Source organism: Campylobacter ureolyticus (assembly GCF_013372225.1).
Lineage (GTDB): Bacteria > Campylobacterota > Campylobacteria > Campylobacterales > Campylobacteraceae > Campylobacter_B > Campylobacter_B ureolyticus.
Genome location: NZ_CP053832.1, coordinates 598,692 through 612,990 on the forward strand (window position 1 = coordinate 598,692; position 14,299 = coordinate 612,990).

General features: G+C 29.8%; 9 protein-coding genes. 5 read left to right on the forward strand and 4 right to left on the reverse strand.

Annotated elements, in window-relative coordinates; translation table 11 throughout:
* Window positions 1-38: 38 nt before the first annotated feature.
* Both CURT_RS03110 and hemH read left to right on the forward strand, forming a co-directional pair.
* Complete coding sequence (locus CURT_RS03110; RefSeq protein ID WP_018713323.1) at window positions 39-911, forward strand: Gfo/Idh/MocA family protein; 873 nt, start codon at window positions 39-41, stop codon at window positions 909-911.
* Window positions 908-1,849 (forward strand): ferrochelatase, encoded by a 942-nt coding sequence (gene hemH, locus CURT_RS03115; RefSeq protein WP_018713324.1) that lies wholly within the window; start codon window positions 908-910, stop codon window positions 1,847-1,849. The genes CURT_RS03110 and hemH overlap by 4 nt, the downstream gene beginning before the upstream one ends.
* Window positions 1,850-1,869: 20 nt before the next feature.
* Here hemH and CURT_RS03120 read toward each other — a convergent pair whose 3' ends face one another.
* The 4 genes from CURT_RS03120 to CURT_RS03135 all read right to left on the reverse strand — a co-directional run bounded on the left by CURT_RS03120 (window position 1,870) and on the right by CURT_RS03135 (window position 8,060).
* A complete protein-coding gene (locus tag CURT_RS03120) occupies window positions 1,870-3,681 on the reverse strand; it encodes a peptidoglycan D,D-transpeptidase FtsI family protein (protein WP_018713325.1) in 1,812 nt (603 codons plus the stop codon).
* A 49-nt stretch (window positions 3,682-3,730) separates the two neighbouring features.
* The gene (gene aat, locus CURT_RS03125; RefSeq protein WP_018713326.1) at window positions 3,731-4,393 is read right to left on the reverse strand and encodes a leucyl/phenylalanyl-tRNA--protein transferase; all 663 of its coding nucleotides are present in this window, start codon (window positions 4,391-4,393) and stop codon (window positions 3,731-3,733) included.
* 34 nt (window positions 4,394-4,427) lie between these two features.
* Window positions 4,428-7,550 carry a cytochrome c biogenesis protein gene (gene ccsA / locus CURT_RS03130; protein ID WP_018713327.1) on the reverse strand — a complete coding sequence of 1,041 codons (3,123 nt, stop codon included), beginning with the start codon at window positions 7,548-7,550 and terminating at the stop codon, window positions 4,428-4,430.
* 81 nt (window positions 7,551-7,631) lie between these two features.
* The gene (locus CURT_RS03135) at window positions 7,632-8,060 is read right to left on the reverse strand and encodes a hypothetical protein (protein ID WP_018713328.1); all 429 of its coding nucleotides are present in this window, start codon (window positions 8,058-8,060) and stop codon (window positions 7,632-7,634) included.
* 482 nt (window positions 8,061-8,542) lie between these two features.
* Here CURT_RS03135 and CURT_RS03140 point away from each other — a divergent pair, with 482 nt between their 5' ends.
* The 3 genes from CURT_RS03140 (at window position 8,543) to thiC (ending at window position 14,255) form a co-directional block, all read left to right on the forward strand.
* Window positions 8,543-10,633, forward strand: a complete 2,091-nt coding sequence (locus tag CURT_RS03140; RefSeq protein ID WP_018713329.1) for a multiheme c-type cytochrome — start codon at window positions 8,543-8,545, stop codon at window positions 10,631-10,633.
* 63 nt (window positions 10,634-10,696) lie between these two features.
* The gene (locus tag CURT_RS03145) at window positions 10,697-12,787 is read left to right on the forward strand and encodes a rhodanese-like domain-containing protein (protein WP_018713330.1); all 2,091 of its coding nucleotides are present in this window, start codon (window positions 10,697-10,699) and stop codon (window positions 12,785-12,787) included.
* 160 nt (window positions 12,788-12,947) lie between these two features.
* Window positions 12,948-14,255, forward strand: a complete 1,308-nt coding sequence (gene thiC / locus CURT_RS03150) for a phosphomethylpyrimidine synthase ThiC (RefSeq protein WP_018713331.1) — start codon at window positions 12,948-12,950, stop codon at window positions 14,253-14,255.
* Window positions 14,256-14,299: the final 44 nt, after the last annotated feature.

The following is a 14,299-nucleotide window of genomic DNA, read 5'->3' on the forward strand; positions in this document are numbered from 1 at the left end:
AGATATAATAGTTTTTAAACAAAAACTCAAGGATTTTGATGAAGAAAAAGATTTCGATAATTGGACTTGGAAAAATCGGTAAAAAACACTTTAGCGAGCTTAGAAGATCTGATTATTTTGAACTTGTTGGGGTCTGCGATAAGGATGAAAAGCTTGATAATTTTGCAAGATTTGAGTTTTTTAACGATATTGAAAATATGTTTGTAACTTCAAAGCCTCAAGCTGTAATAATAGCAACGCCATCAAAAACACATAAAGAAATCATTTTAAAATCTATGAAGTATGTAAAAAATATATTTGTTGAAAGCCCCTGTACTGAGAATTTAGAGCAAGTTAGAGAGATGCGCTATGCAGCAAATACAAGTCAAACAAAAATAGCTGTTGGTTTTAATGAAAGATTTAATCCTACCGTAATATCTCTTTTAAGAGAATTTAAAAAAGAAAATGAAGAAATTTATTCTATTAGCATTATTAGATCTTGTGATTGCGGTGAAGATATAGATATAATAGATGATTTGCTTTTAAAAGATTTGGATTTAGTAAGATTTATTTTAAAAACCGAAATTAGTAATATTGATGTTAAAAAATCATCTTTTAAAAATAAAAAAGTTGCTTCATCAAATTTAAAAACTAAAAATGGAATTTTGGTTAATATAATTTCTGGATCTTTATATCCAATAGATAGAGTTTTTATGGAAATTTCAGCCAAAAGTGGTGTTTATCTTGCTGATTTAGTAAATTTTACACTTCATAAGATCACAATGAATGGAAGAGTAAATTTAAGAGTTGAAAATGAGGATTTTTCCATAAGGAATGAACATAAGTATTTTTTAGATGTTTGTGAAAATAAAGAGTTTGGAAATTTAGCAAATATGGAAGATGTGATAAAAATAAGGGAGATTTTAAGATGAAAAAAGTAGTTTTACTTCTAAATATGGGAGGACCAAACAATCTTGATGAAGTTAATGTTTTTTTAAAAAATATGTTTAATGATAAATATATTTTAAATATTAAAAATGAAAAACTAAGAGATAAAATTTCATCACTAATAGCATTTTTAAGAAAAAAACCAGCAACTAAAAACTATGAATTAATCGGTGGAAAATCACCACTAGTTGATACTACAGCTTCTTTGGTTGAAAAACTATCTAAAACAAAAGAGTATGAGTTTGATTTTATTATGCGTTATACTCCTCCATTTGCAAAAGATGTGCTCAAAAAGTATAAAGGATATGATGAAATTGTGTTATTTCCTCTTTATCCACATCATTCTATTACAACTGTTGTTTCTAGTTTAGAAGATGCAAAAGACTGGATTAATGAGCTTAATATAAATGCAAATATAAAAATAATTGATGTCTTTTTTAATGATTTGGAATATAATAAAATCATAATCAACTCAATCAAAAATGAAATTTATGGTATAAACGAAAATGAAGTTTCTGATATAGCTTTGATTTTTTCGGCTCATTCTTTACCAAAAAGTATTATAAAAAATGGTGATTTATATGAAAGAAATATTAAAGCCCATATTGAAATTTTGTCAAATTTAATTAAAAAAGAGAGTATTGATTTTAAAGATATTAAGCTAGCTTATCAATCTCGTCTTGGGCCAGTAAAATGGCTTGAGCCAAATTTGAGTTTTGTTTTGCCACTTTGTGCTTCAAAGAAAGCTTTAATTTATCCACTTTCATTTTGTATTGATAACTCAGAAACTATTTGTGAACTTGATATAGAATATAGAAAAATAGCAAACAAAAGTGGGTTTAAATATTATAGGGTTTGCAAATGCCCAAATGATAGTAATGAATTTGTAAATTTTATAGTAAATAAAGTGCAAAATTTATAAGGCAAATTTCTAGATTTGCCCTAGTCTTTAATATCTTTTAAAATTTCATGGTCAATTTCTTCAAAATTTTTATCTTCAAAAGGTTTTAGATAATTATCCTTTATGAGCAAATCAATTATTTCTTTAAAAACAGGGAGTGCATTTTGTGCTGCGTAGTAACTTCCTTTTTTAGGCTCTCTTACTAAAACACCTATTGTATAACTTACATTACTATCATTTGCAAAACCAAAAAATGAGCTGTTATAAAGCCTTGTGTATTCGCCTTTTTGTGCTATTCTTGCAGTTCCTGTTTTGCCACCAACAACAAGCCCTTTTGTTATTGCTTTTCTTCCAGTGCCTTTATTTACAGTTTCTATTAATATATGTTTTATAGCATCAGCTGTTTTTTTAGAAATTACCTCTTTTTCAACAGGTTCATTTAAATTATAAATTTTTCCATCTTTTTGCAATTGTTTTACAACTCTTGGAGTTATCATAACGCCATCATTGTTATAAATAGCAAAAGCATTTAAAATTTGCATAAAAGTTGCTTGCAAGCCATATCCGTAACTAATAGTTGCTTTATTTGAAGTATTTTGTAGCATGTTTAAAGTAGGTATATTTCCAGTTTGTTCATAAGGCATATCAATACCTGTTTTATGGGATAAATTATACTTTAAAAGCCCTTCAAAAAGCTTTATATTGTCTAGTTTTGAAGTGATTTCTATCATGCCTATATTTGATGATTTTACAACAACATCTGTTGCACTTAGGCTTTTTTGTGGGCTTGTATCTTTTATAATTCTCGAGCCAAGTTTATATGAGCCATTATGTGTATTTATAATGTCATTTAAGCCAACTTTATTATTTTCATACACAATTGAAAAAATTATTGGTTTTATAACAGAGCCTGGCTCATAGGGATATTCAGTAGCAGTTAAGTTTAAAGCATCATAATCTTTTCTTGTTATATTTGATGGATTATAACGCATAGATGTTGCAAGAGTTAAAATTTCTCCAGTTTTTGAGTTCATAATGGCTACTACAATTTCAGTTGCATCGTATTTTAAAGCATTTTTGCTTAGTAAAAGTTCAATTTCTTTTTGAAGCTTTAAAGGGATATTTAAAACAGCATCATAACCATCTTCTCTAATTGATTTTATAGAGTTTTTTTCAATTATTATATTATTTCCTATATCTCTTGGACCTTTTAAAATTTGATCTTTTATGGCAAAAAGATAGTAATCATAAAATTTTTCAACACCTTTTACACCTCTTACCCTTGTTATATCACCAACTTCAACTTTTTTTATATATCCTAAAAATGGACTCATACTATCACCTGCTAGATAGCGCCTGTTTTCTCCACTTTCTATTATACTCATTCCAATTGGTGGATGAAATTTTCCATCTTTTGTCATAAAAGAAATAAAAACTTTTTTTTGATTTAGTGTATGGGCAAGTTCTTTTAAATGAGTTGCTATTTTTGGACTGATTTTATAAGATAAAACTACTCTTCCTTTAGTGTTTTGAATCAGCTTTTTAACTCTTTTTGGTTTATCATTTGTATAAATGGTATAAAGCTTTACAAAAAGATCAAGCTTGTCTTTATCTATACTTCTTGTATCAACTTCAACTTTATAAAGCTTTTGTGATCTTGCTACTTTATAGCCATCAAGTGAGATTATGCTTCCTCTTATTGCGCTAGTTTTATCGCTACTTTGAAGCTTGGGTAAATTTCTTTGTGAACTTGACCAATAAAATACAACTGTTAAAAAAATTAAAAGTATTATAGGAGTAAGTAAAAATTTAATTAACCAACTACCTAATTTATTGTCTTTTTTTCTTTGCATCAAATTTCCCTAGATTAAAACCATAATTATATAAATTTAAACTTAGTTTTTAGTTATAAAAAGGTTTAAATTTTTTAAAATCCAAATTAGTATTTTCATCTATAAGCTTATAGTAGATTGTTAAAAACTCTTTTTGAGAAATTTCTTTTGCGCCCATAAATTTAAGATGAGGATTTATAACTTGAGCATCGATTAAAAAACCATATTTTTCAAGATTTTTACCTAAATTTATTAATGCCACTTTTGAAGCTTCTTTTTTTATACTAACCATACTTTCTCCACAAAAAACTTTACCAAAAATAAGCCCATAAAGCCCTCCTATTAATTCATTTTCAAAATAAACTTCAACACTATGGGCTATGCCTAAATTTGCAAGTTTTATATATGCTTTTAACATTTCATCACTTAGCCAAGTTTCATTTTTATCTCTTGATTTATAACATAAATTTATTAAAGATGTAAAATCATGGTCAAATTTAACTTCATATTTTTTTAAAAATGGTTTTGTTGATTTATGTAGTTTTATTTCATCTGGGAAAAATATAGCTCTTTTTTGTGGAGAGTGCCAAATTATTGGATTTCCTGGCATAAACCAAGGAAAATATCCATTTTTATAAGCTGTTATTATTGTATTTGGTTCCAAATCCCCACCAATACAAAAAGATGCCTCTTTTGGAAGTATGGCAGGGTTTGGAAAAATATATTTTTTCATATTTTAATTAAAAGGACAGAAAGCCCTTTTAAATTTAAAGCTTTTGTGCATCTTTTCGCTTAAAGTACGCAAGAGTTGCTAAAATAATCATAACAAGCATACTTACCCAGATTGATTTTGGAACAGGAATTGACTCTCCACTAGCGTAGCTATGAAGTCCTGAAAGGTAGAAATTTACTCCAAAATATGTCATCATTACGCTCCAAAATGAAAACATTGAAGCTACTGCAAACCAATATTGTGAGTTTGCACCTTTTAATAATCTCATGTGAATTACTGCTGAATATATTAAAATTGTTATTAGTGACCAAGTTTCTTTACTATCCCAACCCCAATATCTTCCCCAACTCTCATTTGCCCAAACTCCACCTAAAAAGTTCCCAGCTGTAAGTAAGCAAAGTCCAAAAATCAAGCTCATTTCATTTATTCTAGTTGCTTCTAAGATATTTCTTGCAAGCTCATTATCATTGCCAGGTTTTTTAATTATAAATAAAAATAGACAAAACATTGCTAAAAGCATACTTAGTCCAAAAAATCCGTAACTTGCGGTTATAACTGAAACATGTATTGTAAGCCAATATGAATTTAGAACTGGAACCAAAGTTGTAATTTGAGGATCTATGTGGCTAAGGTGAGCTACAAAAAGCGTGATTCCTGCCATTATTGATGTTAGTGAAAGAGAAATTGCTGAGGTTCTTGAAAAAATTATGCCACTAAAAGACAGAGCCCAAGCTATATAAACTAGTGATTCGTATGTGTTTGACCAAGGAGCATGACCTGAGATATACCACCTAAGACCAAGACCTGTCGTGTGGAGTAAAAAAGCAATAATATTTACTAAATAAACCATTTTAAAGGCAAAGCTCATGTTTAAATTTGGACTCATCATTCTTAAAAATACAAAGATTAAAAGTGCAAAGCCACCAAGTAAATAAACAGACATTAGACGTTTAAAAATATCAAGTTCGTTAAATAAAACTTCAAATTTAAGCTTGTTATATGATGGAACTACCTTTGCTCCTATTTTATTTTGATATTTTTTTATAAGATCAAGTGCTTTATCAGCCTCACTCCAATTACCACTTTTTTGAGCATCAAGAACTGACATTGTGTAGTTTTGAAGAACCATTTTAGCTCTTTTTTCTTCTGCTGCACTAAAATTTGTCATAACTCCATAGGTTGCATACCAAGTGTGATTAGGATCGTTTTCTTTTGGAATTATTTTAAAGATTGATTTCATTAAAGTCGCGTAGTAGATGTTGAATCTTTCATCAACCTTTATAACTTCTTTATCAAATTTTGTTCTTGTGTTTGGAGCTTTTCTATTTGTTTGTTCAGAAAGAAGCATAAGCTTATAAGAAGATTTTCCGTTTTTATCAGTTGTAAAAAAGTCTTCAAATGAAGCATGAGTTTCATTTGGCTTTAGACCAAGAATTTTTTTAAGCTCATCATCGCCTATTTTTACAAATTTAGTATGTTGCCAACTCTCAGGATTCATAGTTATTGAAAGCATAGTTTGAACGGCATTCATTCCTTCAAAGCTTTTACCTTTATATACCTTGCGTAAAATTTCATTTGCCATTGTATCAAATGGCTCCATTCTTCCATCAAATCCTTGCACTACTAAAGTAGCAGCTTTTTTGGCGTGTTCTTTATCTATATTTGGTATATCATTTGCTTTTAAATTATTTGCTGTAAAAAAGCTAAAAAATGCAATTAAGATAAGACCTAATGCTTTTTTGCTTGTGTTACTGCTTTCTTTTTTAATAGTTTTTTTATCCCTTGAACTACTTTTATCTATGAGTCTTGCAAGCTCTAAAAATCTTGAGTTTTTATTAAAGAAATTTAAGAACATTCCAAGCATTAAAAGAAAATATCCAATGTAGGTAGGAATTTTACCTGGGTCTTTGTTAACCGATAAAATAGTTCCTTTTTCATCTAAATCATAAGAGCTTTGAAAAAACCTAAATCCACCATAATCCAAAACGTGGTTCATATAAATTTCATAATCCATTTTAAAATCTCCATCTTCTACTACAACCTCACTGCTATATCCAGAAGGCGAATTTGAACCTGGATATCTATCAAGTTTAAAATCTTTTAGATAAATACTAAAAGGAAGCTCAATCATTTTTGGAGACCAAGCAAATTTAAACTCTTTTCCTCCAACTGTATAGGTTCTTGCAAAATCTCCGAAAAAGGCAAAAACCTCTTTTGTTTCGCCATTGTATGTTAAATCACCAATTATGGCATTGTTTCCTTTTTGGGTCATTGGAACTGGTTTAACTCCAAGTTTTGCCTTTGCAAGCATTGTTGTTGGGGCAAAATTTACACCATCAATTGTGTATAGTCTGTGTTCATTAAAATCAATTTCTGTATTTTTATCAAGCTTTCCATCAGTATTATCAGACATTTGAAAGTATTTTATATCTTGATTTGTTTGCATATAAAATTTGCCATCATCTTTTAAGTAAATTTTTATAAAATTATGTTGTTTTGGCTCATTGTTAAAAGTAATATCTAAATCACCAATTGGTAAAATATCTCCACTATTTAAAGTAATTTTTCTTTTATTTCTATCATCTGAAAAAAGAATCTCTACAATAGGCTTGCCATCATCTGCTTTTATCCAACCTAAATCACCATTTAAAACTAGTTCTTTATATTTAAATACAGCATCTTTTTTTCCTAAATCAAGCTTCATATCAAAGCTATTTTTTTCATTTGTTGCTATATATCTATTTACATCTTTTGAGATTGTTTTACCTTTTTCATCTTCACTAATGAGCTGAATGTAAACTTCTCTTGTTGAGATTAAATTTGTTTTTGTGTGCTCTCTTATGTGCATTGAGCCTTCTTTACCGAAGTAGTGAGTTATTGTTGCACCTACAAAAATTACAATAAAACTAAAATGAAATAAAAAACCAGGTAGTTTTTTAAGTCCATAAATTTTATATCTAATCATATTATAAATTAAATTTATAGTAAGTAAAAGCATTATAAGGCCAAACCAATTACTTCTATATATGAATGCAAACGCAGCATCCGTTCCTTTTATACTCTCGACTATTGTAGCCACAGCACAGGCAAAGGCAAATATTAAAAGTAGAGCATTCATTGCTCTAATACTTAACAATCCTCGCAAAAATTTCCCCATATATCTTCCTTTAAGATTTTAAAATAAGCATAGATTCTATTGTAGAATTTATAACATTTAGCATATAAATTTTAAACTTTATTATTTAACCATAACAGGCATAAATAAAAAGTCATAAATTCTCCATTTCGCATCTATCATATGTAATACTATGTTTTTTTCAAAAATATGATTTTGTTTTTTGTAATTTGATGTAAGTTTTACAACTGCAATTGTAGGACTACTTTGATCTTTTAAATAATCAAATTTAAGCTCAACAACATCATCATTTCCTTTGTAATCATAATCTATATAAAAAAGATCTTTTCCACCATTTTTATCTTTAAATTTGTCCATATAATCAAGATTATTTTTTGGTGCTAAGAGTTTTTCAGCTTCATCTATCTTTCCTTCTTCGCACAGCAATATGAAGTTATATACAACATCAACAGGGTTTTCTTCATTTATTTTTTTAGAACATCCTGTTATAAATAAAAAAACAAATAGAGTTAAAATGAGTTTTTTATACATTTTCTATCCTTTTAAATTTTTAGTAAGATTTATTTTACCTTAAATTCATAAATATTTAAATAAGCATAAATTATCTCTTTTTATGGCTTATATTTTACTTAAAATTTTTATTTAAACAGATAATAAAATATTTATTGTTAAAATTTTATTAATGAATTTTAATATTTAATTAAATATATTGTATCTATAAAAAATATATATATTATATATATAAATATAATTATATAATCTTTTTGAAACAAGGTATTTTAGCATTTTGCACCTTATTATCAAAAATAATCACTTGTGGCTAGAAACAAAATAATTTATTTATATAAATTGTTTATTTTAAAGTTAAATTCAGTAAAAATTAAATAGAATACTAATACATTGTTTGAGATATTAAACAAAAGTGAATAAATTTTATATTTTTGTTTAAATATCTTTAAAATATTGTAAATTATGAAAAATGAGTAAATGAAAGTTTATCAAGGAGGATACTCATGAAAACAAAATGGTTTAAAAAGGCATCTTTAGCCTGTTTTATGGTTTTGTTTGCAGGAACAACCTGTTTGCAAGCTGAAGAAAACGCTTCGGCACAAAATGTACCTGTTCAAACAGAGAAGAAAGTTAGTGAGCCAACACTTGCTGATAAATATCAAGAAGAGATGAAGCAAAATTTAAAGCTTTATCATGATGAAGACCCACTATTTCAAGGTAAGCCAAGAACATTGGAAGACTATGTAAGAGGAGCAGATACTTTTTTTGATATTTTAATCGATCAGCACCCAATGTTTAAGTACGAAAAAGCAGGTAGACTTAAAGGTAAATACACAATGAGTGATAGGCAAGAAGAATTTGTTGAAATAAACAAAGGCCCTAAATTTGCTGAAAAGTCTGGTCTTGCTCATGCTGCTGTTACCTATAGACTTGGAATGGAATCAATTTTGGATTATCCAAATAAATTTGTAGGACCAAAAAAATGTGGTGAATGTCACCCAGCTCAATATGATCAATGGCAAAGATCAAGACATGCAAAAGTTGTAAGATTTCCCGATGAAATGTCAGAAGTTGGCGGAGCAGAAGGTCTTAAAAAACCTATGTATAATTCACCTTCTACAATATTGCCTTTAGGAATTTATCCTGATGATGTTTATGCGGTTATTGGAACCCCTAGAACAAAATATGGATTTATTGATAGATGGTTAGTTAGAGGAACCTATCATGTTCAAGATGGTAATTTAAGTGATTTAACTGGTACTATGGTAGCAGGTGGTAATCAATTCTCAAGACTTTGGTCTGAGCACATTACTCCAGATATGGCTAAAAAAATAGCTGAATTTAGTCCAGGTTTCCCAACTAAAATGGAAGATTTTGCACATTCAAGATCAACTGTTTGGGGTACAAACTCATATGGTTCAAAATATGCTGAAACTATGATGTTCCAACCAGCTAGTTCATATTGTGAAGTTTGTCATAGTTTTAAATTTGATTTTAAATCAAAAGAAGATTTTTATGATGCAATAGGTGATGCAAAAAAACTTAGAGAACATACTATTTCACAAGGTATTAGCTGTGAAGAGTGTCATGGAGCAGGTGCTCACCTTTATGGCGCAAGAGGTGCCGGTATGCCATCAAATTGTGAAAGATGTCACCAAAGATTTGCTTATCAAGACGATGAAAAAAATCCAAATCCAAGAAAACCATTTAATGTTTATTTCAAATCAAGTTGTCCTGCTTGTGGAACAGAGGGCTCTCAAATGTATAGCTCACTTCACTATGATAAAGGTATGAGATGTACAACTTGTCACGATCCGCATGAAGTTACAGCAAATGATTGGACAACAGAATATACAAGAGTTGGACTTAAAAAAACTTGTCAAGATTGTCACGAAACTCAAGCAGAATTCTTTAAAGCAATGGGTGGAATCCATGCAAAAGATAATTGTACTGGATGTCATATGCCAAATATGATGAGTTGTGAGAACTTTGCTGCTATTCAAAACCCTGATAAAGCAGGATTTGATAATGTTAGAGCAAGCCATATCTGGAAGATAGATATTCACCCAACAAGAAAGTCAATCAACCCACCTGAGGGCAAACCAAGAGATCCATTAAAAGTAAAAGGCTGGAGAATGGAAAGAGATCAGAATGGAAGATTCTTTGTTGATTTGATGTGGAGTTGTGGTAGAACAAGCTTTAGTGATCCAGATTTGATTGAAAAAGATGCAAGTGGATGCCATAGTCCTGTTCAATCAACATTGCCAAATGACTTGAAATTTACAAATCAAGAGATGATTTATGAAAAAGTTATGGCATGGCAAACTCCTGTAAAAGAGGGATATGAAAAAATTAAACAAGGCTTAAGAGAGTTAGATAAAGCTTTAGCTAATTCTCAAGGATTAGATGTTGAGAAAAGATCAAAAGCAATATTCTTAACAAATGAAGCTAATAAAATTAAGAAAAAACTTGAAGATGATGGTGCTTGGGGTGTTCATGGACCACAATATTCAAAGAAAATTGTTAATGAGGCGTTAGTATATATCGAGCAAGCTCAAAATATACTAAAATCAACTAAAACTACTAAAAAATAGAGTAGCCTTCTAAAAAGTTTGGCTTTAATTAGCCAAACTTTTATGTATATTTAAGGATAAAAGATGAATAAATTAATAAAAAATATATTTATTGCTACTTTTGTGGTTTTAGCTTCTGTAGTTATTACTCCACAAGTTCATGCTTCAGGTAATGGAAGTATGGCTTTCGTAGATGGTGTAGTGCCTATTAGTATTTCAAAAGCAAAAGAGCTTATGAATGATGGTGCTTATATCTTTGATGCAAATGAGCTTGAAGTTAGACAAGAATATGGACATGTTGAAGGTGCTGTTCATATAAACGTAGATAATTGGGAAAGATTATTACCAAAAGATAAAAGCTCTGTTATTATTGTTTATTGTTTAAATAGAATTTGTTATATAAGTAGCGAAATTGCACTTGAAATTTCAAAACTTGGATACAAAAATGTTTATGTAATGATAGAGGGAATTGAGCAGTGGATATTAAGTGGTAATCCTGTTATAAAAGATGCAGTAGATCCAGCTGATCTTAAAAATAAATATCTAGGAAATAATAACTGGGAAAAGTCATCTAAAGTAACTGATTATACTGATACAATCCATAGGCAAATTTTGTTTGGCGAAATTCCTTCATGTAGAGATTGTCACGGTATAAATGTAGGAAGCAATGCAAAAAGTATCAATGCTGATTTTGCAAGTCTAAGGCAAAATGTAAATAAAAACTGTATGTCTTGTCACGATGATGTTGGCGAAGAATTTAAATCAAGTGTTCATGGCAATGTTATGAGTACTAAAAAAGGTCTTCCATTGTGTTCTGATTGTCATAGCATACATATGGGACCAGCTGTTTCAAGTATAAACATGAAGAAATTTGCTGATAAGAAATGTGGAGATTGTCACCAAAAAGAACAAGCTATGTATCATACAACTTTCCATGGTAAAGCTATGCTTTTAGAAAATCCAGGAAATGCTATTAGTGTTGCAGCTTGTTATGATTGTCACGGAACACACAATATTTACTCTGTAGATGATGCTAGATCAACACTTTATAAAGGTGAAAAAAGGATAGAAACTTGTGCATCTTGCCACCCTGGTGGAAATCAAAACTTCTCAGAGTTTATGGCTCATGCTGATCATACGGATGGTGATAATTACCCAGTATTAAACTTTGCTTATAAATTTATGACAGCACTTATTATAGTGGTGTTTGGATTCTTTGGTATTCATACTTTGTTGTGGTTTATAAGACTTACAATGACAAGAATGAAATATTCAAAAGAATGGAAAGAAGCTAAAAACAGGGCACATTCTGATAAAGTAAAAATTAAAAGATTTACAGGATTCCATAAAGTTCAACACTTCTTATTAGCAGCAAGCTTTTTGGGATTAGGCTTTTCAGGTATGCCACAAAAATATCATACAGCTGATTGGGCTCAAAGCATGATTGATTTAATGGGTGGACCAATAGGTGCAACTAAGATTCACCACATTTCAGCATTTATAATGCTAGCTGTTGTGTTTAGTCACTTTGTAGAGATAATCGTGGTTGCTTGCAGAAATAGACAAGCTGTAATTGATCCAAATACTGGTAAATTTAGTTGGAAAATTTTCTGGAGAAAATTCTTTGGACCTGATTCATTAGTTCCAAATTTCCAAGACTTTAGGGATTTGAAAAACAATTTCTTATGGTTTATCGGTAAAAAAGATAAAATGCCTCAATTTGACAGATGGACTTATTGGGAAAAATTTGACTATATTGCAGTTTTCTGGGGTATGTTAATCATCGGTTTATCAGGGCTTATGCTTTGGTTCCCAGTTACATTTACAAAAGTTTTACCAGGACAAATGCTAAATCTTGCTACATTCTTACACTCAGATGAGGCGTTACTAGCATTAGGATTTATCTTTGCGGTGCATTTCTTCCATACGCACTTTAGGGCAAATAAATTCCCTATGGATACAGTTATTTTCTCAGGAAATTTAACTGAAGAAGAAATGAAACAAGAAAGAACTCCTTGGTATAACAGATTAAAAGAAAGTGGTAAATTTGATGAATTAATTGTTAAAGACGACAACTTTGATAAGTGGAAATGGCTTGCTTATATAGTAGGTTATGCGATGCTTATAACAGGTATTGTTTTCTTATTAATGATAATTTATTACTACATCTTCTAATTTTTAAGCCACCTTTTTTAAAGGTGGCTTTTTAAAAATATCAAATAATATAAAATCTCATTTTTTCAATTTTATTGCTAAAAAATAAATTTTTATTTCATTTATTAGAATTTATAAGGTACAATTTGTATTTTATATTTTAATATAATTAAGGATAAATATGAGTAAAACTCAGCTATATTATGCTAAGCAAGGCATTATCACAGAAGCTATGAAATTTGTAGCCAAAAAAGAAAATCTTAGTGAAGAGATTATTAGAAACGAAATTGAAAAAGGACATCTTATAATACCTGCAAATATTAATCATACAAATTTACAACCGATGGGTATAGGAAGTGCTTTAAAGTGCAAGGTTAATGCTAATATAGGCTCATCAGGTTTAAATAGTAGCATAGATGAAGAAATAGAAAAATTAAATATATCTATTAAATATGGTGCAGATACTGTTATGGATCTTTCAACTGGTGGAGATTTAAACGCAATAAGAAAAGCCATTATCAATGCCTCGAGTGTTCCTATTGGCACTGTTCCAATATATCAAATGGTTCATGATATAAAAGATATAAAAATGCTTGATAAAAATACAATACTCCAGACATTAAAAACACAAGCAGAGCAGGGCGTTAGTTATTTTACAATTCATTGTGGGTTTAAGTCAGAATTTATGCCATTAGTTGCAAAGAGAAAAATGGGTATAGTAAGTAGAGGTGGTAGTTTAACAGCTTCTTGGATGATGCATCACCATAAGCAAAATCCTTTTTATGAATTATTTGATGAGATATGCGAAATTTGTGCTAAATATGATGTGTCTTTATCGCTAGGAGATGGTTTAAGGCCAGGATGTCTTTATGACGCAACTGATGAAGCTCAAATAAGCGAGCTTAAAGTTTTAGGTGAGTTAGCAAAAAGAGCTTATGATAATGATGTTCAAGTCATGATAGAAGGACCTGGGCATATTCCTTTAAATGAAATAGAAAAAAATGTAAAATTGGAGCAAGAGTTTTGTAATAATGCACCTTTTTACGTACTTGGACCTTTGGTTACTGACATAGGTGCTGGATATGATCACATAACAAGCGCTATTGGAGGAGCTTTAGCAGCTTATCATGGTGTAAGTATGCTTTGTTACGTAACACCTAAAGAGCATCTTGGGCTCCCAAATGCTAATGATGTAAGAGAGGGGCTTATAGCTCATAAAATAGCAGCTCATGCAGCCGATATAGCAAGATCTAGAATTGAAGCTATTGATAGAGACCATGCCATGAGTGATGCAAGATATAATTTTGATTGGAATAAGCAGTTTGAATTAGCACTAGATCCTAAAAGAGCAAGGGAGTATCATGATGAGAGCTTACCAGAAGAAAGTTTCAAAAATGCTCATTTTTGTTCAATGTGTGGACCAAAATTTTGTGCTTATAAAATAAGTAAAGAAGTAGCAGCTAAAAGTTGCGAATACTTTAAAGAGTAATTTATTCTAATTTTAGTGATATAAGATTTTTAAAGATTAAATTC